This is a genomic window from Pedobacter africanus (genome assembly GCF_900176535.1).
GTDB classification, from domain to species: Bacteria; Bacteroidota; Bacteroidia; order Sphingobacteriales; family Sphingobacteriaceae; genus Pedobacter; species Pedobacter africanus.
In genome coordinates this window covers 1,079,099-1,099,551 of sequence record NZ_FWXT01000001.1, presented here as the reverse complement: position 1 = coordinate 1,099,551, position 20,453 = coordinate 1,079,099, and the positions used below count along the sequence as shown (strand labels likewise).

General features: G+C 43.0%; 15 protein-coding genes. 9 read left to right on the top strand and 6 right to left on the bottom strand.

Annotated features, from left to right (window positions below; translation table 11 throughout):
- Positions 1-12: 12 nt before the first annotated feature.
- The 7 genes from murG (at position 13) to B9A91_RS04535 (ending at position 8,406) form a co-directional block, all read left to right on the top strand.
- Positions 13-1,128 (top strand): undecaprenyldiphospho-muramoylpentapeptide beta-N-acetylglucosaminyltransferase, encoded by a 1,116-nt coding sequence (gene murG / locus B9A91_RS04565; protein WP_084237222.1) that lies wholly within the window; start codon positions 13-15, stop codon positions 1,126-1,128.
- On the top strand, positions 1,128-2,483 hold the full coding sequence (gene murC, locus B9A91_RS04560) for a UDP-N-acetylmuramate--L-alanine ligase (protein ID WP_084237221.1): 1,356 nt from the start codon (positions 1,128-1,130) through the stop codon (positions 2,481-2,483). The genes murG and murC overlap by 1 nt, the downstream gene beginning before the upstream one ends.
- Positions 2,476-3,390 carry a cell division protein FtsQ/DivIB gene (locus tag B9A91_RS04555; protein ID WP_084237220.1) on the top strand — a complete coding sequence of 305 codons (915 nt, stop codon included), beginning with the start codon at positions 2,476-2,478 and terminating at the stop codon, positions 3,388-3,390. Before murC ends, B9A91_RS04555 begins: the two co-directional genes overlap by 8 nt.
- Positions 3,391-3,414: 24 nt before the next feature.
- Complete coding sequence (ftsA, locus tag B9A91_RS04550) at positions 3,415-4,776, top strand: cell division protein FtsA (protein ID WP_084237219.1); 1,362 nt, start codon at positions 3,415-3,417, stop codon at positions 4,774-4,776.
- A 129-nt stretch (positions 4,777-4,905) separates the two neighbouring features.
- Positions 4,906-6,564: a cell division protein FtsZ gene (ftsZ, locus tag B9A91_RS04545; protein WP_084237218.1), complete on the top strand. Its 1,659-nt coding sequence runs from the start codon at positions 4,906-4,908 to the stop codon at positions 6,562-6,564.
- Between the two features lie 165 nt (positions 6,565-6,729).
- Positions 6,730-7,971, top strand: a complete 1,242-nt coding sequence (locus tag B9A91_RS04540) for an aminotransferase class I/II-fold pyridoxal phosphate-dependent enzyme (RefSeq protein ID WP_084237217.1) — start codon at positions 6,730-6,732, stop codon at positions 7,969-7,971.
- 258 nt (positions 7,972-8,229) lie between these two features.
- Positions 8,230-8,406 (top strand): hypothetical protein, encoded by a 177-nt coding sequence (locus B9A91_RS04535; protein ID WP_015809123.1) that lies wholly within the window; start codon positions 8,230-8,232, stop codon positions 8,404-8,406.
- 52 nt (positions 8,407-8,458) lie between these two features.
- On the opposite strand, the gene dapA is transcribed toward B9A91_RS04535, so the two are convergent.
- The 3 genes from dapA to B9A91_RS04520 are packed head-to-tail and all read right to left on the bottom strand — an operon-like array spanning position 8,459 to position 12,058.
- On the bottom strand, positions 8,459-9,340 hold the full coding sequence (gene dapA, locus B9A91_RS04530) for a 4-hydroxy-tetrahydrodipicolinate synthase (protein ID WP_084237216.1): 882 nt from the start codon (positions 9,338-9,340) through the stop codon (positions 8,459-8,461).
- A 10-nt stretch (positions 9,341-9,350) separates the two neighbouring features.
- Positions 9,351-11,363, bottom strand: coding sequence for an NAD-dependent DNA ligase LigA (gene ligA / locus B9A91_RS04525; protein WP_084237215.1), 2,013 nt, complete (start codon positions 11,361-11,363; stop codon positions 9,351-9,353).
- Between the two features lie 17 nt (positions 11,364-11,380).
- Complete coding sequence (locus B9A91_RS04520) at positions 11,381-12,058, bottom strand: ACP phosphodiesterase (protein WP_084237214.1); 678 nt, start codon at positions 12,056-12,058, stop codon at positions 11,381-11,383.
- 103 nt (positions 12,059-12,161) lie between these two features.
- On the opposite strand from B9A91_RS04520, the gene tyrS reads away from it, so the two are divergent.
- Entirely contained in the window at positions 12,162-13,448 is a 1,287-nt protein-coding gene (tyrS, locus tag B9A91_RS04515) for a tyrosine--tRNA ligase (protein WP_084237213.1), read from the top strand.
- Between the two features lie 14 nt (positions 13,449-13,462).
- Here tyrS and B9A91_RS04510 read toward each other — a convergent pair whose 3' ends face one another.
- Genes B9A91_RS04510 through B9A91_RS04500 form a run of 3 tightly spaced genes read right to left on the bottom strand, consistent with a single transcriptional unit; the run spans position 13,463 to position 17,265 of the window.
- The gene (locus B9A91_RS04510; RefSeq protein ID WP_084237212.1) at positions 13,463-14,446 is read right to left on the bottom strand and encodes a LuxE/PaaK family acyltransferase; all 984 of its coding nucleotides are present in this window, start codon (positions 14,444-14,446) and stop codon (positions 13,463-13,465) included.
- A gap of 28 nt (positions 14,447-14,474) precedes the next feature.
- Positions 14,475-14,825 (bottom strand): hypothetical protein, encoded by a 351-nt coding sequence (locus tag B9A91_RS04505; RefSeq protein ID WP_084237211.1) that lies wholly within the window; start codon positions 14,823-14,825, stop codon positions 14,475-14,477.
- A gap of 4 nt (positions 14,826-14,829) precedes the next feature.
- Positions 14,830-17,265 (bottom strand): penicillin acylase family protein, encoded by a 2,436-nt coding sequence (locus B9A91_RS04500; protein ID WP_084237210.1) that lies wholly within the window; start codon positions 17,263-17,265, stop codon positions 14,830-14,832.
- Between the two features lie 188 nt (positions 17,266-17,453).
- On the opposite strand from B9A91_RS04500, the gene B9A91_RS04495 reads away from it, so the two are divergent.
- Positions 17,454-20,378 carry a TonB-dependent receptor gene (locus B9A91_RS04495; protein ID WP_235012456.1) on the top strand — a complete coding sequence of 975 codons (2,925 nt, stop codon included), beginning with the start codon at positions 17,454-17,456 and terminating at the stop codon, positions 20,376-20,378.
- Positions 20,379-20,453 lie beyond the last annotated feature (75 nt).

Genomic DNA, 20,453 nt, shown 5'->3' with positions numbered 1-20,453 from the left:
GAAGAAAAGAAAATGAGACCAACAAGAATAATTATTTCAGGAGGCGGTACCGGCGGACATATATTTCCGGCGATATCTATTGCCAATGCGCTAAAGCGCATGGAGCCTGGCTGCGAGATTTTATTTGTTGGGGCTGTAGGCAGAATGGAAATGGAAAAAGTTCCGGCTGCCGGATATAAAATTATTGGTTTAAACATCAGTGGTATACAAAGGGGCTCTATTACCAAAAATTTAAGTCTGCCATTTAAATTAATGGGTAGTATGCGTAAAGCCCTGCAGTTAATCGCTGATTTTAAACCTGATGTGGTAGTTGGGGTTGGCGGTTATGCCTCGGGGCCGATACTGTTTGCGGCATCCATGAAAAAAATACCTTACCTGATCCAGGAGCAAAATTCTTATGCAGGAATGACCAATAAATGGCTGGGTAAAAATGCGGCTAAAGTATGTGTGGCCTTTGATGGGATGGAACAATTTTTTCCGGCATCAAAGCTCCTTAAAACCGGTAATCCGGTCAGGAAGGATGTGGTCGATATTTTAAATAAACACCACGCAGGGGCTGAGCTGCTGAGACTGGATCCGCTGAAAAAGACCATTCTGGTAACCGGGGGGAGTTTAGGTGCAGGCACCTTGAACAAAAGCATTGAAAAACACATTCTGGAATTGCTGGATGCTGATGTGCAGCTGATATGGCAGACCGGTAAATTTTATTATAAGGATATTGTAGAAAGGCTTGGGCTTGATTTTCATCCGAACATACGTATTCTCGAATTTTTGAATAAAATGGATCTTGCCTATGCTGCTGCCGACCTGATCATTTCCAGGGCCGGGGCGGGTACTATCGCAGAACTTTGCCTGATCAAAAAGCCGGTAATCCTGGTGCCTTCGCCAAATGTGGCAGAAGATCACCAGACCAAAAATGCGATGGCCCTGGTACAGCAAAATGCCGCGTTGCTGATTGCGGACCGCTCGGCTGAAGATATGCTTGTTCCCGAAGCGCTGGCGCTGCTGAACGATAAAGAGCGCTGTAAAATGTATTCGGACAATATTTCGAAAATGGCTTTGCCGGATTCGGATGACCTGATTGCCAGGCAGGTAATGCTACTGGCAGGAAAGGAGGGGCAGAGCTGATGGAGCTGGATCACATTAAACGGGTTTATTTTGTGGGGATAGGTGGCATTGGCATGAGCGCCATTGCCCGCTATTTTGCCAAACGTGGAGTTGTGGTTTGCGGTTATGATAAAACACGTACCAACCTCACGATAGCGCTGGAACAGGAGGGCATACTGATCTCTTACCTGGATGATGATGCGAGCCTGCCTGTGTGTTTTCTGGAAAAGGATCCACACACACTGATCGTATATACTCCTGCGATCCCTAAAAATTCAGAGATCCTGAACTACTTTAAAAATGAAGGTTTTGTTTTAAAGAAACGCTCGGAGGTACTTGGGATCATCAGTAAAGGACAGTATTGTATTGCTGTGGCAGGTACACATGGTAAAACCACAACTTCGTCTATTGTAGCACATGTTTTGATTGACAGTGGCTATGGCTGCACGGCATTTCTGGGTGGAATTGCCAGTAACTACAACAGTAACTTTATCATTGGGAACAACAATGTGGTAGTGGTAGAGGCCGACGAATATGACAGGTCTTTCCTTACCCTTCATCCGGATATCGCTGTGGTAACTTCAATGGACGCCGATCACCTGGATATTTATGGTGACGCAGGCCATTTGCAGGAGTCTTTTAAGATGTTTGCAGGGCAGTTAAAGCCAGCGGGAACCTTGTTTGTGAAGGAGGGTTTACCTTTAAAAGGTGGAATTGGTTATAGTGCCGGTTTGTCGTCTGCAATCAAAGCGGAAAACATCCGGGTAGCGGGTTCGAAATTTGTATTTGACTATTCGGATGCTGATGTGGTTATCCGGGACATCCAACTGATGCTGCCGGGAAAACACAATGTAGAAAATGCAGTGGCAGCGATTGCGATAGCGCTAAAGCTGGGGATAGATCAGGAAAAAATAAAGGCAGCGATAGCCAGTTTTAAAGGCGTTAAAAGAAGGTTTGAATATATAGTAAACACGCCCGGGCATATTTATATTGATGATTATGCACACCATCCGGAAGAATTGAGGGCCTGCTTTGATGCGGTAAGGCAATTGTACCCGGACAGAAAGTTGACGGTGATCTTTCAGCCGCACCTTTTTACGCGTACCCGTGATTTTGCGGATGACTTTGCAAAAGTTTTAAGCACGGCAGACCATTTATTGCTGCTGGAAATTTATCCCGCAAGGGAACTGCCTTTGCCGGGCATAAATTCCCGGTATTTGCTGGATAAGATCACGCTGACAGATAAGGAGATATGTGGAAAAGATTTGGTGCAGGAACACATAAAAAATAAAAAACCTGAGTTACTTTTAACAGTAGGTGCGGGTGATATAGATACATTGGTACAGCCACTTAAAACCATTATGAGCCATGCTTAAAAGGATTAACTGGAGGTCGGTTTTTAAATGTTTTGCCTGGATCGTTTGTCTGGCCGGAACGGTTGTGCTGATGAGTTTTATCAGTGTAAAAAAGAAGACCGTAGTGTGTACCAATGTGAAGATCCTGATTCCGGGGGCGGATAACTTTATAGAGCGGGAAGAAGTAGATGCGATTTTAAGACAAAGCCAGGGTAATTTGGTTGGACAGCAGCTGGAATCCATCAACCTGCAGCGTATCGAAAAGAACATCATCGCCAATCCATACATTGCCTATGCCACAGTATATGCAGATATGAATGGTGTTATCCAGATCAGGGTAAAACAACGCGAACCTGTGTTGAGGATGATCAATGCCAACGGTCAGGATTATTACATCGACAGCAACGGGTTAAAGATGCCGGTGTCGCCAAACTTTACGGCAAATGTACTGGCTGCCAATGGAAATATCATGGAACATTTTAGCGGCAGGGTGGACACACTGATTACACGGCTGGCGAAAGACCTGTACAAAGTGGCATTGTATGTGAAGAAAGATACTTTTTTTAATGCGCAGATAGAGCAGCTGTATGTGAACGATAAGAAAGATATAGAACTGATCCCAAGGGTGGGTAACCAGCGGATTGTTTTAGGTGGAGCAGATTCATTGGAGACTAAAATGAAAAACCTGCTGATCTTTTACAAGAAAGCTTTGCCTAAGGTGGGCTGGAATACCTACAAAACCATCAATGTAAAATATGTGAACCAGATTGTGTGCGAAAAGAACAAAATTGACTCGCTGACAGGAAAAGTAATAAAGGACCGTGTGGCAGATACGGCAAAACAATACAGGCAGGTGATTGACTCTATGGTGCGGGACCAGATAGAAACAGACCTTAAAAATGAAACAAATACCAGGAATAACAATTAATAAACTCAACAAATCGATATAGTTATGGGCAAAGAAAAATCTACCATTCAATCTCCAATAGTAGTCGGATTAGACATCGGTACTACTAAGATCTGTGTGATCGTTGGTCGTAGAACACAGCATGGGAAAATAGAAGTATTAGGAATAGGGAAAGCGGAATCAGCAGGGGTTACCCGTGGGGTTGTTTCTAATATTCAAAAAACAGTACAAGGTATAGCACAGGCGGTGGAGCTGGCAAGCTCGCAGTCTAATGTTGAAATCCGCGTGGTGAATGTGGGTATTGCCGGACAGCATATCAAGAGTTTACAGCACCGTGGGATCCTGACCCGTCGTGAGCTGAACAGTGAGATCGGCAAGAAGGATATTGACAAGCTGATTGACGATATGTTCAAGCTGGTTATGCCTCCCGGAGAAGAGATTATTCATGTGCTGCCGCAGGAATTTACCATAGACAATGAACCTGGTGTAAAAGACCCAATCGGTATGGCAGGTGTACGTCTGGAGGCAAATTTCCATATCATTTCAGGTCAGGTTACCGCAGTGAAAAATATCATGAGGTGTGTAACCAATGCAGGCTTGCAAACGCAGGAATTGATACTGGAGCCTTTGGCATCTTCGGAGTCGGTGTTGAGCGAGGAAGAAAAAGAAGCTGGTATTGCATTGGTTGATATTGGTGGTGGCACGACTGATATTGCTATATTTCATGAAGGCATTATCCGTCATACTGCCGTTATTCCTTTTGGTGGCAATAGTGTAACGGAAGATATCAGGGAAGGATGCTCTGTGATGAGAAATCAGGCCGAGCTGCTGAAAACACGTTTCGGATCAGCATTGGCAGAAGAGAATAAAGAGAATGAGATCATCTGTGTTCCGGGCCTGCGTGGCAGGGAGCCAAAAGAGATTTCGGTGAAGAACCTCGCTTACGTTATCCAGGCCCGTATGGAAGAAATCATTGAGCATGTGTACTACGAAATCAAATCCTCTGGTTATGAAAAGAAACTGATCGGCGGAGTAGTGATCACCGGAGGGGGTGCCTTGTTGAAACACCTTTCACAGCTGGTGGAATATGTAACCGGTTTAGACTGCCGCGTTGGTTATCCGAATGAACATTTGTCTAAGTATGAGGATATGGCAAAAACGGTATATGACGACCTGAAAAGTCCGATGTACGCAACGAGTGTTGGTTTGCTGATTAAGGGGATCCAGAAGGCTGAGGAGATGCTGGAAGAAATGAAACAACCCGGAGTTTTTGTGGAAAAACAAAGAGAAGCGAAAGAAAAAACAAAGCGCTCGGGTGGTGGATTGTTTGATAAATTACTTGCCAAAACAAAGGATTTTATCAAAGACGACATGAATGTGAGCGACGAAGATTATATTAAACCGTAATATTTTTCCACAATATGTGATTTTTCCACATTCTTAACAATTGTGGAAAACGCCTGTTAAAAAAGTGTTAATATTACATAGCGAGATGAACAGGAAAAACGAATTTTTAAATAACTGATTCATAAAGATATGCAGTTCGAAATGTTAAAAGATAAGTCGTCAATCATCAAGGTAATTGGTGTTGGTGGCGGTGGAGGTAATGCGGTAAACCATATGTACCGTCAGGGAATTACTGGTGTAGACTTTATTATTTGTAATACGGATGCCCAGGCACTGGAATTTAGTCCTATTCCGAATAAGGTACAGTTAGGTGCCAGTTTAACTGAAGGCATGGGCGCAGGCTCTATACCTGAAGTTGGTAAGAATTCGGCTATAGAGAATATCGATGATATTAAGCAAATGCTTGGAAGTACAACAAAAATGTTGTTCATCACAGCGGGCATGGGGGGCGGAACCGGAACGGGGGCCAGTCCTATTATTGCCAAAGCAGCTAAAGAGCTTGATATTTTAACTGTTGCTATCGTAACTACGCCTTTTGCTTTTGAAGGTAAAAGACGTAAAATGCAGGCCAATGACGGTCTGGACGAACTGAAGAAATATGTTGATTCCTACCTGGTGATTTCTAACGACAGGTTAAGGGAGATTTTTGGTAACCTTACCCTGGGTTCTGCATTTGCGCAGGCTGATGATATATTGACCACTGCGGCAAAGGGCATTGCTGAGATCATTACTGTTCCGGGATACATCAACGTGGATTTTAAAGATGTGCGTACGGTGATGAAAGACAGTGGGGTGTCTATTATGGGTAGCTTTGCCTGTGATGGCGAAAACAGAGCCTTAAATGCCGTTGAAGGTGCATTGGCCTCGCCATTATTGAAAGACAATGAAATTGAAGGTGCAAGGTATATCCTTTTAAATATCAGTTCAGGTTTACGTGAAGTAACAATGGACGAGGTGACGATCATTACTGATTATATTCAGGACAAAGCGGGCCTTTCTGCTGACCTGATCTGGGGTAACTGTATAGATGAGAGCCTGGAAGATAAATTGTCTGTAACCATTATTGCAACCGGGTTCCAGACTACCGAACAGCGCGATGAAGAGCGGAAGAACGTGAAAAAGATTTCTATGCTGACACCCGAGGAAGCCCCTTTGGTGAGGCCGGTAGAACCTGTGAATTCTTTTATTGAGCCTAAGGCTCCTGCTTTTTCTGCAGAACCGGTATTGAAAGCCAAAGAAGAGACAAAACAATCTGATCTGTTTGGTGATTTATTCAACCTGAGCAAGGGCCGTGGCGCAGAGGAACCGGAAAACATTAAAGAAAGCGCTAAGGAAAGTGTAATTGTAAGGCATACATTAATAGAAGATGAAGCTCCTATTGATGAAACGCCAAAGGATTCAGGATTTGAATTTGAAATTAAGGTTGCAGAAACAGACTTTGTGTTTGAAACACCTGCTGTAGTCTTTAACAACGATTCTGTTCCGCACAAAGAAGATACCATCGAAGCTGGAGCTGACGATGATAAAAGTGATGAGTCGATAGAAGATCAGCTGAAAAAATCGAAGGAAAGGATTTTGAGGCTGAAAGATCTGAGTATGAAATTACGCACCAGCAATGGCTTGCAGGAATTAGAGAATGAACCTGCTTACAAGCGCAAGCAAATGCAGTTGCAACAGGTTCAGCATTCATCAGAATCGCAGGTGTCCAGGTTTACCCTGAGCAATGACGAAGATGGTTCTACTGAAATCAGACCAAACAACTCTTTTCTGCATGATAATGTGGATTAATATGACATTACAATAAAGATAAAAAGCCTTAACAATACCTGTTAAGGCTTTTTGGCATCAATGTATTCTGTAGGTAGAACAGCCCCTTACGATGGTTAGTTGTTGTATATCAGGCAGATTAAGCCTAACTTTGCAAAAGAATAATAACTTAAAATACATATAACATTGGATATTTTTGAAAAGATAGCAAAACACATGGGTCCGATAGGACAACATCACAAATGGTCCCATGGATATTTCTCATTTCCTAAATTAGAAGGCGATATTGCTCCTCACATGAATTTTCGTGGTAAAGAGCATTTGGTGTGGAGTTTGAATAATTATTTGGGTTTGGCCAACCACCCGGAAGTAAGAAAAGCTGATGAGCAGGGAGCAAAGGATTTTGGAATGGCTTATCCTATGGGCGCCAGAATGATGTCTGGTAACTCTAAGTACCATGAACAACTGGAACAGGAGCTTGCCGCTTTTGTGGGTAAACCTGATGCATTTTTGCTAAACTATGGTTACCAGGGCATGGTTTCCATAATAGATAGTCTGGTAGATAGAAATGATGTAATTGTATACGATGCGGAATCCCATGCCTGTATTATAGATGGTCTCCGTCTGCATATGGGCAAGCGTTTTGTATACAAACATAATGATATTGAAAGTGCACGTAAACAGCTGGAAAGAGCAACCAAGCTGGTTGAGCAAAGTGGGGGTGGTATCCTGGTGATTACTGAAGGTGTTTTTGGAATGTCGGGTGCCCAGGGTAAATTAAAAGAACTCGTTGATTTAAAAAAGGAATTTAATTTCCGTTTACTGATTGACGATGCACATGGTTTTGGCACGATGGGGCCTACAGGTGCAGGTACCCATGAGGCGCAGAACTGTATAGATGGCGTAGATGTTTATTTTGGTACTTTTGCAAAATCTATGGCCGGTATCGGTGCTTTTGTGGCTTCAACAGAGGAAATGACCAACTTTTTCAGGTATAACATGCGTTCCCAGACTTTCGCAAAAGCCTTACCAATGCCTATGGTTATCGGCTTATTAAAAAGGCTGGAATTGCTTAAGAACAATACCGAGCTGAGGGAAAAGCTATGGAACGTAGCTACTACCTTACAAAAAGGCCTGAGAGACCGTGGCTTCGACCTGGGCGTTACCAATACCATGGTTACACCTGTTTTTCTTAAAGGTGAATTGCTGGAAGCCACTGCTTTGACAATGGATCTGCGCGAAAACTATGGTATATTCTGTTCTATTGTTGTTTATCCTGTTATTCCAAAGGGACTCATAGAGCTAAGGCTTATCCCAACTGCCGTTCATACCATGGAAGATGTTCAGCGTACACTGGATGCTTTCAGTGAAGTTTCAGACAAATTGAAAAGCGGATACTACAAAGAAAACCAGTTTTCAATCGCCTAATATTTGTAAAAATAAAAAATGCCCTTTACAAGCAGTAAAGGGCATTTTTTATTTTTGTTGATTTGTAATTGCTTGGTAATTAGTTATTTGCTTGCTGAAAAGTGGGTTTGATTGTTTATAAACCCGCAGAATGTGGAAAAAAAGAGGTTTTTTGCCTGTTATTTGTTATTGTAAAAATTCTTTTATTAAAATAAACATCTTATTTTAGTAACAGAGTATTAATCAAAACCTTAAAAAACTAAAAGGAGTAAATTAACGATGAAAAAATTCAATGAAGTAAAAGAGCTTGTTGCTGCTTTGGAAGCAGATGCTGACAAATTCTACAACAAAGCAAACAGCGCAGCAGGAACCCGTGTACGTAAAGGGATGCAAGACCTTAAAAATCTGGCTCAATCCATTCGTCTGGAGATCCAGGACACTAAAAACAAAGGCTAACTGCTTAAATTGTTTTGATGAAAAAGGCGTCCCGATTTATCGGGACGCTTTTTTATGCTGTGATTTTATTGGTTTCGGCAATGATGGCCTTTCTCAGTCCCTCAGATACCTGAACAAGCGGCAAACGTACATGATCGTCACATACGCCCAGGTGTTTTAAGGCCGCTTTTACGCCGGCCGGATTGCCTTCAGCAAACATCATCCTGGTAAATTCTATCAGGTTAAGGTGTGCTGGCTGTGCTGCTTTATAATCTCCATTTAATGCCAGTCTGATCATATCCGACAGCTGCTTAGGCAATGCATTTCCAATTACAGAGATCACGCCTACGGCACCTAATGCAATCATAGGCATGGCAACGGGGTCATCACCAGAGATGAGGAGAAAATCAGCTGGTTTATCGCGCATGATCTGGTTAAACTGATCAAAATTGCCTGAAGCCTCTTTTGTTCCGATGATGTTTTTGAAGTCTGCTGCCAGTCTGCAGGTTGTTTCCGGACTTACATTGCTGGCTGTACGGCCAGGAACATTATACAGTAAAACGGGTAATGCACTGCCTTCACTAATGGCTTTATAATGCTGATATATTCCTTCCTGGGAAGGCTTATTGTAATATGGACTTGCCGACAGGATGGCATCGTAACCGTTGGCCTCAAAGGTTTTGATGCTTTTTACTACGGCAGCGGTATCATTTCCACCAATGCCTGCAACAAGCGGTAAACGGCCATTGTTAACTTCAGCTGTAAACGCCCAGATCTTCTTCTTTTCTTCTTTATTCAATGTCGAGGCTTCTCCCGTTGTACCTAGGGATACAAGGTATTCCACCTGTCCGTCTATTAAATGATTGATAAGGCTACGCAGCCCATCATAGTCTACCGTTCCGTCTGCATTAAAAGGTGTGACCAAGGCAACACCCGTTCCATAAAATTTGTTCATTTGTTATTCTTTACTTCAATAGCTCTAATAAATCTTCCTGCGAAATAAGCGGGACATTTAACTTTTTAGCTTTTTCGAGTTTAGATGGGCCCATATTATCTCCGGCTACAAGATAATTAAGTTTTGCAGAGATTCCACTTAAAATCTTACCACCATTACTTTCTATCATATTTTTGAGCTCTTCTCTGCTGTAATTCTCAAAAACGCCCGAAATTACGAATGTTTTTCCAGTTAACTTATCACTTTGTAATGTAATTTGCGTTTCTACTGCTTCAAACTGTAAATTATAGGATTTTAGCAGGTTAATTTGCTGTATATGTTCAGTTTTGCTGAAATATTCAATGATGCTTTCTGCTATACGATGACCAATTTCGTCTATGCCGGTGAGTTCTTCAAGGCTTGCAGTCGCCAGGTTGTCTATGTTTTTGATGCCAAATGCCAGTTTTTTGGCAACAGTTTCACCGACATACCTGATACCAAGGCCAAACAGTACCTTTTCAAATGGCATTTGTTTGGAAAGCTCGATCCCTTTGAGCATGTTTTCAATAGATTTTTCACCAAAACGTTCCAGCTTTTTCAGTTGCTCGGCTTTCTCATGCAAGGTATAGAGGTCGCTGATGTGGGCTACAAGGCCCCGCTGATAGAACGTTTCTATGGTTTCATCGCCCAGGCCGTCAATATTCATTGCTTTTCTGCCGATGAAATGCTGAATTTTTCCCACGATCTGGGGAGGGCAGGCTTCGTCATTCGGACAATAAAAGGCCACTTCACCTTCTTTCCTGATCAGTGAGGTTCCACATTCAGGACAGGCATTAGGATAAATTACTTTAACGGCATCAGCCTTACGTTTATCCAGGTTTACATTGATGATTTTAGGGATGATCTCGCCCCCTTTTTCAACAAATACACTATCGCCTTCATGCAGGTCCAGTCTTTCAATTTCGTTGGCATTGTGCAGGGTTGCCCTTTTGACTGTAGTACCTGCAAGTTGAACGGGTTTCAGATTCGCTACCGGTGTAACAGCTCCGGTACGCCCTACCTGGTAGGTTACTTTTTCAAGTATGGTTTCAACTTCCTCTGCTTTATATTTATAGGAAATGGCCCAGCGTGGAGATTTTGCTGTAAAACCCAGTTCCTGCTGTTGTGCATAACTATTCACTTTAATTACAATCCCATCTATGTCATAAGACAATTTAAAGCGCTCATCTTCCCAGAATTTGATGAAGTCCAATACCTCTTCAATGTTGTTGGTGAGCTTAGTGTGCTCAGAAATATGAAAGCCCCATTTTTTTAGACCCAGCAGGCTTTCCCAGTGTGTTTTAAAATAGTTTTTGTCGGTATTTAAGGAATACAGGAAACAATCCAGCGGGCGTCTGGCTACTTCCTTTGAATCCTGCATCTTTATTGTTCCCGCGGCAAAGTTTCTTGGGTTGGCGTATGGTATTTCTCCCAGCTCTTCGCGTTCCCTGTTCAGGCGTTCAAAAGCTGCGCGGTGCATAAAAATTTCTCCCCTTATTTCAAACAGCGGGGGGATATCGTCTGCTTTCAGGTGATGCGGAATGGTATGTATCGTTTTAACATTAGTAGTGACATCATCCCCTTTTGCACCGTCTCCACGGGTTACTGCCCTTACCAGTTTTGAGCCTTCATAGGTAAGGCTTATAGATAGTCCATCAAACTTCAGTTCACAAACGTATTCAAAGTTTTCGCCTATTGCTTTTTTTATGCGCTCATCAAAGTCGCGGAGGTCCTGTTCATTGTAGGTATTGCCCAGCGACAGCATTGGCCACTTATGGGGTACAGTGGTGAAGGTCTTGGTGATGTCGCCGCCAACTTTTTGGGTAGGTGAATTCGGGTCGGCAAATTCAGGATATGCCAGTTCCAGCTCTGCAAGTTCTGCTAACTTCTGATCAAAAGTGTAGTCTGCAATGGTCGGCATTGCCAAAACATAGTAGTTGTAACTGTGCTGGTTAAGCTCCTCAACCAGGGCATTCATTTTGTCTTTTATTTCAGATACTGACATGAAGGCGAAGATACAAATTAGGCTTTTAATTCTTTTTCGATATCATCATAAATTGAGCGATAATCGCTTTGGAGATTGTTCTTGAATGCATCAAGCTGGAGCGTCAGGTAGCGCAGCTGCTCGTCTGTGAAGGGATTGCTCCATAAACGCGTACAGATCCTGTTCAGCGCATAGGTAATGTTTTCGATTTTCTGATAGCTGAAAAGGTAGCGGCTGGAAATAAAGCTGTTTAAGAAGTTAAAGAAAACCGAGGTGTCGTTTAGTGAGCAGGACTGAAGAAAGTCGTTTAATGCAGTCTTATTAGCACTTATAAGCTGATCGTAAAACGTATTGATGTTGATCTGGCCGTTGACAGTCAGCAGGTGATCCAGCGTTAGCTCCAGCCCGATATGGGCCAAGAAGAAAGGTTTAACAGGACTGTGCTCACAGGCTGGTAATATCAATTGTTTCAGCTCATTTGTTTTTTGCTGGAAAAAAACGGAAGAATGAAAGCGCTGATCTACGTCGATGTGTTTTTCCCAGCCCTTAAGGATAGAAAGCTGTTGGGGATTTTTTTGAAAAAGATGCCTGGTTTTTAAAGGATATAGATTATAGTCTTTATGTGCGTTTTTTATGAAATCAGGCAATACAACTCCCAATACCATATTTTCATCTGGATTATTTCGTTCAAAATAAAAATGGGATAAGAAGTTCATGAGGCTAAAAGTAGCGATTTTTGTTCAATAAGCTGTTTTTAGCCTGGGCTCAAATTTAAGGATAACGCAGGTTTTCCTATATTTGCGCACAAATTAGATTACGATGACCAATTTTGTTGAAGAGCTACGCTGGAGAGGCATGTTACAGGATATAATGCCTGGCACCGAGGAGAAATTAAATGAAGGAATGACTTCGGGGTATATCGGTTTTGACCCCACTGCAGATTCATTGCATATTGGTCATCTTACCCAGATCATGACCCTTATCCACTTCCAGCGGGCCGGACATAAACCCTATGCTTTAGTAGGCGGGGCCACTGGTATGGTGGGCGACCCTTCAGGGAAATCGGACGAACGTAATCTTCAGACCGAAGAGATCATTGATGTTTACCTTGCGGGAATGAAACGCCAGCTCGCCAAGTTCCTGGATTTTGAAGAAGGGGGCAACGGTGCGGTGATGGTTAACAATGCCGACTGGTTTAAGGACATGAACCTGTTTACCTTTATCAGGGATATCGGCAAGCACATTACTGTGAACTACATGATGGCTAAAGATAGCGTCAAAAGGCGTTTAGAAGGCGATTCAGGCCTTTCCTTTACAGAATTCTGCTATCAGCTTATCCAGGGATATGATTTTTACTATTTGTGGAAGAACAAGAACTGCATGGTTCAGATGGGCGGCTCAGACCAGTGGGGGAATATTGTTACCGGAACAGAACTGATCCGTCGTAAGGATGCCGGGACAGCCTTTGCCATTACCACCCAACTGATAAAAAAAGCGGATGGGACCAAGTTCGGGAAAACAGAAAGCGGTGCAGTATGGCTGGATCCTGAAAAAACCTCTCCCTATAAGTTTTACCAGTTCTGGTTAAATGCATCAGATGAGGATACCAAGAAATGGATCAGAATATTTACGCTGAAAACTCAGCAGGAAATTGAAGCGCTCGAGGTGGCGCACGATGCTGCTCCACACCTGCGTGTGTTGCAAAAAGCCCTCGCAGAAGATATTACGATCAGGACGCATTCTGCTGAGGCGCTTGAAACTGCAGTGAAGACCTCAGAATTCCTGTTTGGAAATGGTTCTCTGGAATTTTTTAAAACACTATCTGAAGCCCAGGTACTTGAAATATTTGAAGGCATACCACAATTCCGGATTTCGAAGGCCGAGCTTGCTGAAGGAATAGACGCTGCAACTTTGCTGGCCGAAAAATCAGGTGTATTCGGATCAAAAGGAGAAGCGAAAAAATTGATCCAGGGCGGGGGTGTATCCATAAATAAAGAAAAACTGAAGGAGCCTTCAGATAGACTGGCCATAGATGATCTTTTAAACGATCAGTTTATTATCGTGCAGAAAGGGAAGAAAAATTATTACCTTTTAATCGCAGGCTAATGTATTAGGCTGCATTAGCCTACCAACAGGTTACAGCCCCTGATGTCGGCATTGTCAAAACGCCCCAGGATTTCAAAAGAACCATCCTGAAATACCCGTCCCAGGTCTTGCGTGGCGATAAATGAGCAGGAGTTCAGATTGGCCAGGTCTATGATGTTGATGCCGCCTGTTTTGTTGTCAGGAGCAGGGCTTAAAGGATCGTTCGTGTCACGCAGACCGATTTTCATCCAGGGCGGACAGTTGAATACGCCATTTCCGTAAGAATAAGCTTGTGAAAGAAGTTCTGTCATGCCATATTCACTATGAATGTTGCTGACACCAAAACCAGCTGTTAACAATTGGTGCAGCTCTTCGCGCACCATTTCTCTTCTCTTACCTTTCATTCCCCCGGTTTCCATTACAATCAATTCAGGAAAGTCTACCTTGTATTTTTCTATAAAATCAAGTAAAGCATAGGTAACACCAATCAGAATGGTCTTTTGGCCAGCTGCCTTAAGCTTTTGAAGCTTATTGTATAAGTCTTTGTGATTGTGTAAAAAATAACCGCTATCGGGATGTTTGCTTTGCTTCAATAGGGCATCAACCATATAAATGAGCGATGATCCCTCCCGTTCCAGGTAAGAGGGGAGCAATGCAAGCAGACAGGTGTTTTCTATTTTTCCGTAAAACTGTTCAAATGCTTTATTGAAGCTTTGCTCATAAAGGCTTACATCCGTCACCAGGTGCTGACTTTGCACCATGCCTGTTGTTCCTGAGCTGCTGAATATGATTTCAGGCTTGTCTCCTGAGCTGAGCACGGGCTGCGTTTTGAAAAAACTTATAGGCAGATAAGGAATGCGGGTAAGGGTATTGATATCCTCGGGCTGTATGCCCAGGTGGTGTATATAAGCAGCATAAACCGGGCAGTTGAAAGCCTGGTGCTTAAAAACAGCAAGGCAGGCCTGTTCAAATTCAAGGGTATTGCTGATGGAAAAGATTTGCTGGGTCAGATCGGTCACCCTGCAAAAATAAACAACTATTTTTTAATTAAGGCTTCGTTTTCTTTAGGAGCACTGCTTTTCTGAAATGATAGCCACAAAAGCCGCTGATGCCTGCTGTAAAGGCGCCAAGTACAGCAGTAAAGAGCAATACCATCAACCACGATTGGGCGCCTACCATTTGCGCAACCCGCTGGGCCAATATATGATTGTTTGGGATACTCTTGAAAAGGGCTGTGCCTGTCCATAACAGTAGAATGGCAAAAAAGGGAGCCCAGAGGGATATTTTTCCGGTTTTACCGATCAGGCCACAGGTAGCGAAAGAAATGACAACGATGATCCACCAGGGCAGGATCATCTGGAGTAAAAAAGAGAGTACAACGATTACTATAAAAACCATGTCGTTATTTTTTTGATATTTTTAATCGGGAAATTATTTTGGCATTGCCATCATTAGCGGATTGCATAAAAAACAGGTCGTAAAGCTTTCCATTTGCCCAGGTGTCGATCATGTTGTCGTAAAAGATACTGCCTGGATTGCCCGATTGCCCGCCTGGGAATACGCCATGGCCTTTAGGCATTTTTCCAAGTTCTATCACCATTCTCCAGGAAGGGCCATTGCTTTCGTTCAATGCGTTGATGGTCATTTTTCCGCCACCTGTCATCAAAGTTTTAGAGCCAAATCCAGGTATTTTTGCCAGGTGAGGTATATTGGTATGCTTGAAATTGCCCCATTCCCAAAGCTTGCCGATTGGGCCAAACTTTCTTTCCAGGCTATCGCAACTGTATTTAAAAGCTTCATTGATCAGATCGGCCAAACTTTCTTTTACCGGAGTGTTCACATTGTCTATCCATTTGGCATTTGGCTCATGCAGGATCAGCTGGACCGTCCTGTCTCGGGATGGGTACCGCATTGGGATATCGGCAATAGTAAACTCATCATCCCATATGTTAAATTGAATGCGCTTGGTCCATAGGTCAAAAACGCTGGCCGCAAGTGATTTTGCCTCATAATGTTTGTTCCAGGAAGAAACGATGCGAAGCGCTTCTTTTTGTGTGGCGTTTAGTTTGTTGCGGTCTACCATTACCAGGATGGCAGGCAGTATATTTTGGGCATGGATACTGTAGTTGTCTGTCTGCATATTGATGATGCTGTCGGCCGTAGCATTGTTCATAGCCGCAAGCCTGTCGTTGATGCGCTTGCCCCGTTCATAAGGACTGAATTCCCAGTTGATGTAGTAAGGATAGCTTGAGTCTGTAGAAGATTGGTTTGCTGAGCTTACAAAATTGCGTGGCGGGTTTTTGACAGTTGGATTTTCTGATGCCGGTATCCAGCCCTGCCAGTCGTTAGAAGCTGCCGTTCCATCCAGTATAAATTTACCCTGGTCTTTCCATTTCAGGGGGAACTTCCCATTTGCAGTTATTGCAATGTCATTGTCTGCAGATGCAAATACAAAGTTTTGTGCAGGTGCCGTGAAAAAGGTCAGCGCCTTCCGGTAATCGTTATAGTTTTTTCCCCTGTTTAAAAGATAGAAAGTTTTCAATTCGTTTGACTTTTCGTGGGCGATCCATCTTAAAGCGTTGCCAACAGGGATATTGCCGGCTTTGGAAAAATTGGTTTTCTGGAGGTAAACTACCGGGCCATGATGGGTATAAACAACCGTGTCTGTAATGCTCTTCTCCCCTCTGACCACGATTTTTTCCATGCGGTTGCTGGTATTTTTCCATGCATTGTTGTACCAGTAACTTTTGTGGGTATCATCCTTAAATTTAACCTGGTAAAAATCAAGGACATCCGCAGCCACATTGGTTACCCCCCAGGCGATGTCTTTGTTGAAGCCAATGATAATGCCTGGTGCCCCGGGAAGAGAGACACCATAAGCATTTATTCCTGGGGCATGTAACTGGATCTGGTACCAGATAGATGGAAGTGTAAGGTCAAGGTGCGGGTCGTTTGCCAGTATCGGATGGCCTGAGGCTGTTTTTGCCCCAGACAAGGCCCAGTTGTTACTGCCAATGCCCTCTTCCTTCTGCTTTGTTTTTATATTGGCTGTTCTGGAATCAGTAAAAACAGGAGGTTCGGCTGGTATGGGCAGCGGCTTGAAATCCCATTTTGTACCTACAGGTATAATCGGATCTTCTTTGAAGGGGTAATCGGGAAAAAGATCTTTAACCACATCAGTGCCAAATTTATTCCTGATGTTGGTCATGTAAAATTCGTCGGAGCCCATGGCCAGCACTGCCGACATTTGTTTTAGCAGTAAAGCGCATTTAATGGGCGTCCAGTCTTCCGGTTTAAAGTCGAGTATTTTATATTCTATCGGGAGCTGTGAACGTGATAAGGAATGGATGTAAGCATTGATCCCAGCGGTATAGGCCAGAATCATTTCTTTAGATTTAGGATCGGCCATCATTCCTTCCAGAGAATTTTCTGCGCCGAAAACCATACCCATGCGGCGTTGGTATTTATCCAGTTCAATTGCTTTTTTGCCGACAACTTCTGAGATCCTTCCAGCAGCAAACCGGGTTTGGAAATCCATCTGCCATAAACGGTGCATGGCGGTAACATAGCCTTGTGCAAAATAAACATCATAGTCATTTTGTGCAAAAACATGCGGGATCATTCGATCATCAAATGCGATATCGACATTTTGGTGGGTTCCCTTTAGGGTTATTTTCTTGTCGGTTTTGATGGATGTAGATTCTGCGTTTTGCCAGAAACCTGTAAAGGGGTTCAGGAATTTGAGTGTGGGAGGGAGATCGCCAAATTTGGTATTGAGCGCATAGGCCAGTACTATGGGTATGAGTATGCAAATGAAAGCCTTTATTTTATTTATCATATCTGGTTAGCAGTGTAAAGTCAGTTAAATTTAAACGGGTTAAATTTCACTATGGCAATTTAACATAAAACTCAATTGAAACACAATGAAAAATAGTTTTTATGGCTTGAATATTTAAGCGAATACAATTTGTTAATGTCAAAAAATTTATTAAGTTTATGTTAAAATCAAACTAAATATAATAACATATGAGGAAAATGTTTACAAAAGCGATTTTTGCACTGTTGCTATGTATTGTCGGATTATCGGCGCATGCGCAAAGTGTTTTGGTTAGCGGTCTCGTTACAGACAAGCTAACCAAACAGCCAATACCAGGTGTTGGGATCACAGTAAAAGGCACTACCAGTGGCACTGCGACAGATGCAAATGGCAGGTATTCATTTAGTACAAGTCAGAAAGCTCCTTTTACCCTTGTTATTTCCTTTGTAGGATATACCTCGGTTGAGCGGGAAATTACCGGAAATACGAATGGTATAACCACAGAACTTGAGCCTACAGCTATTTTAGGGCAGGAGGTGGTTATTTCAGCTTCAAGAACGCCGGAACGTATCCTGGAGTCGCCGGTGACCATTGAAAGAATAGGTGCTTCAGCAATCAAGGAATTGCCGGGCGCATCTTTTTACGATGCGATTACCAATCTGAAAGGTGTAGAGGCAAGCACCCAAAGCTTAACGTTTAAATCTATCAATACGCGCGGTTTTAATTCTAACGGGAATACCCGTTTTAATCAGTTTATTGATGGAATGGATAACCAGGCACCGGGGCTAAACTTTTCTGTAGGCAATATTATCGGTCTGTCAGAACTGGATGTCGATAATGTGGAGTTACTTCCGGGTGCGTCATCTGCACTATATGGTGCGGGAGGTATTAATGGTACTTTGTTGATGACCTCAAAAAATCCCTTTAAGTATCCTGGTGCAAGTTTCCAGTTTAAAACTGGCGTAAATCACGTGAACGATGACAATTCGGCGGTTCAGCAGTTTAACCAGTTGGATGTACGTGTGGCAAAAGCCTGGAACAGGTTTGGTTTTAAAGCGACGTTTTCTTATTTACAGGCTAAAGACTGGTATGGAAGTGATGCAAGAAATTTCGACAGGATCAACAATACGGTAATCCCTGGGGACAGGCTTTCAGATCCTAATTATGATGGGGTAAATGTTTATGGGGATGAGGTAAGCCAGAACATGCGAAACCTGGTACAAGGCAGTATTGAGCCTGCTGTAAGAGCTGGAATTCTGGCAGCTTCGGGCGGTGCTTTTAACCCTAAAACAGTGCTGGACAATGTTCCTGCGGGAGCAAGTTATGCAACCTACCTGAGTACCATAAACGGGCTTCCGATTCCTGCAGCATTAAAGCAGGCCGCAAGTACCCAGTATCTTCCCTTTTATTTTGGGTTGAAAAATCCATCTGTTCTCCCTAATCAGGCCATTTCGAGAGATGGCTATGATGAAGTTAACCTGGTAGATTACAATACGAAATCATTGAAAACCTCGGGCTCACTTAATTACAAGATCACCAGTACAATCGAAGCAATTGCGCAGTTGACCTGGGGTAGTGGTACTTCTGTTTATACGGGTACAGACAGGTACTCATTGCGTAATTTCAGTATTGGTCAATATAAGCTGGAGTTAAAAGGAGAGGACTTCTTCTTAAGGGGTTATACCACTCAGGAACGATCGGGTGATTCTTATATTTCTTCAATTTTAGGGGTTTCTATTAACGAAGTTTCGAGTCCGAACAGTACCTGGTTTCCAGCGTATATCGGAAATTACATTGGCGCCCGTCTGGCCAATCAAACTCCGGAGGCATCTCATGGGATTGCCAGGACAGCGGCTAATAAAACCGGAAGAGGACGCTTTTTGCCAGGCTCAGCCGAGTTTGAAAATGCGAAAAGACAAATCATGAATACGAATATCAGTGCTACCTCTATTAACGCAACAGATCCTTCTAAAAGCGTTTACGGAGCTAGATTTGACGACAAGTCCAATCTGTACCACTACGAAGGAATGTACAATTTTACAAATGTTTTGAATAATGTTGTGGAATTTCAGGTTGGTGCTTCATCAAGATTGTACCAGCTACGTTCGGGAGGGACAATTTTCGACGATATTGGTAAAGACTTAAACATCAACGAATATGGTGCTTTTGCCCAACTGGGTAAAAAGCTGTTCAATGAAAAATTTAAGTTGACTCTTGCAGGCCGTTACGACAAGAGCACAAATTTTGAAGGCAGGTTTACACCAAGGGTTACCGGCGTCCTTACCGTTGCCCAGAACAACAATATACGGGTTTCCTATCAAACAGGATATAGAAACCCTACTACTCAAAATCAGTACATCGACCTTTCTGTACTTGGCGGTGCAACAAGGCTGATAGGCGGTTTGCCGGGTAGCATTGAAAAGTATGAGTTGTATAGCAGGCCCGGTGTGCTGAGGAAGAATTATATTGCTTACCTGGCGTCAGCTGCAGCAAGCCCAACCAATACCGGTGATGCAAGTTTGCTGGTTCCCTATACATTCGATCCTAAAGGGCTTCGTCCGGAAAGTGTAAAATCGTACGAGCTGGGGTACAAAGGTTTGATCAGTAAGCAACTGTTGGTTGATGCTTATGGTTACTACAATACTTACAAGGATTTCATCACTGCCGTTACCCTTTTCAGGGATGGAAGTACTTTTAGTATTCCGGTAAATGCCGAGGGAAATGTGGATACCTATGGTGCCGCATTGGGACTGGATTATTTACTGGGCAAATATACCCTGAGCGGAAACGTGTCTTATAACGAGATTGGTGATCTTCCCAACGACTATGACAATGATTTCAATACCCCGAAAATTCGCTACAATTTAGGCCTGGCAAACAGAGAGATCATTAAAAATCTGGGTTTTAATGTTCAATACCGCTGGCAGGATAAATACTACTGGTTCTCTTCTTTTGCGGCAGGAAATGTACCTGCATTCTCTACATTTGATGCACAGGTCAACCTGAAAATCCCTTCTGTAAATTCTATGGTCAAAATAGGGGGAGCAAATATTTTGAATAAATATTATGTTACTTCTTTTGGTAACCCGGCGGTAGGTGCGCTGTATTATATTGCCTATACATTTAACCCATAAAACCTTTTTCTTAGCGCCGAAAGGCCCTGGCAGGTACGCCAGGGCCTTTCTTTTTGTTACAATATATCTCATAAT

Bases quoted from the DNA above. Each gene is read 5' to 3' on its own strand.
- murG (WP_084237222.1), top strand. From the start codon at position 13: ATGAGACCAACAAGAATAATTATTTCAGGAGGCGGTACCGGCGGACAT.
- murC (WP_084237221.1), top strand. From the start codon at position 1,128: ATGGAGCTGGATCACATTAAACGGGTTTATTTTGTGGGGATAGGTGGC.
- B9A91_RS04555 (WP_084237220.1), top strand. From the start codon at position 2,476: ATGCTTAAAAGGATTAACTGGAGGTCGGTTTTTAAATGTTTTGCCTGG.
- ftsA (WP_084237219.1), top strand. From the start codon at position 3,415: ATGGGCAAAGAAAAATCTACCATTCAATCTCCAATAGTAGTCGGATTA.
- ftsZ (WP_084237218.1), top strand. From the start codon at position 4,906: ATGCAGTTCGAAATGTTAAAAGATAAGTCGTCAATCATCAAGGTAATT.
- B9A91_RS04535 (WP_015809123.1), top strand. From the start codon at position 8,230: ATGAAAAAATTCAATGAAGTAAAAGAGCTTGTTGCTGCTTTGGAAGCA.
- dapA (WP_084237216.1), bottom strand. From the start codon at position 9,340: ATGAACAAATTTTATGGAACGGGTGTTGCCTTGGTCACACCTTTTAAT.
- ligA (WP_084237215.1), bottom strand. From the start codon at position 11,363: ATGTCAGTATCTGAAATAAAAGACAAAATGAATGCCCTGGTTGAGGAG.
- B9A91_RS04520 (WP_084237214.1), bottom strand. From the start codon at position 12,058: ATGAACTTCTTATCCCATTTTTATTTTGAACGAAATAATCCAGATGAA.
- tyrS (WP_084237213.1), top strand. From the start codon at position 12,162: ATGACCAATTTTGTTGAAGAGCTACGCTGGAGAGGCATGTTACAGGAT.
- B9A91_RS04505 (WP_084237211.1), bottom strand. From the start codon at position 14,825: ATGGTTTTTATAGTAATCGTTGTACTCTCTTTTTTACTCCAGATGATC.
- B9A91_RS04500 (WP_084237210.1), bottom strand. From the start codon at position 17,265: ATGATAAATAAAATAAAGGCTTTCATTTGCATACTCATACCCATAGTA.
- B9A91_RS04495 (WP_235012456.1), top strand. From the start codon at position 17,454: ATGAGGAAAATGTTTACAAAAGCGATTTTTGCACTGTTGCTATGTATT.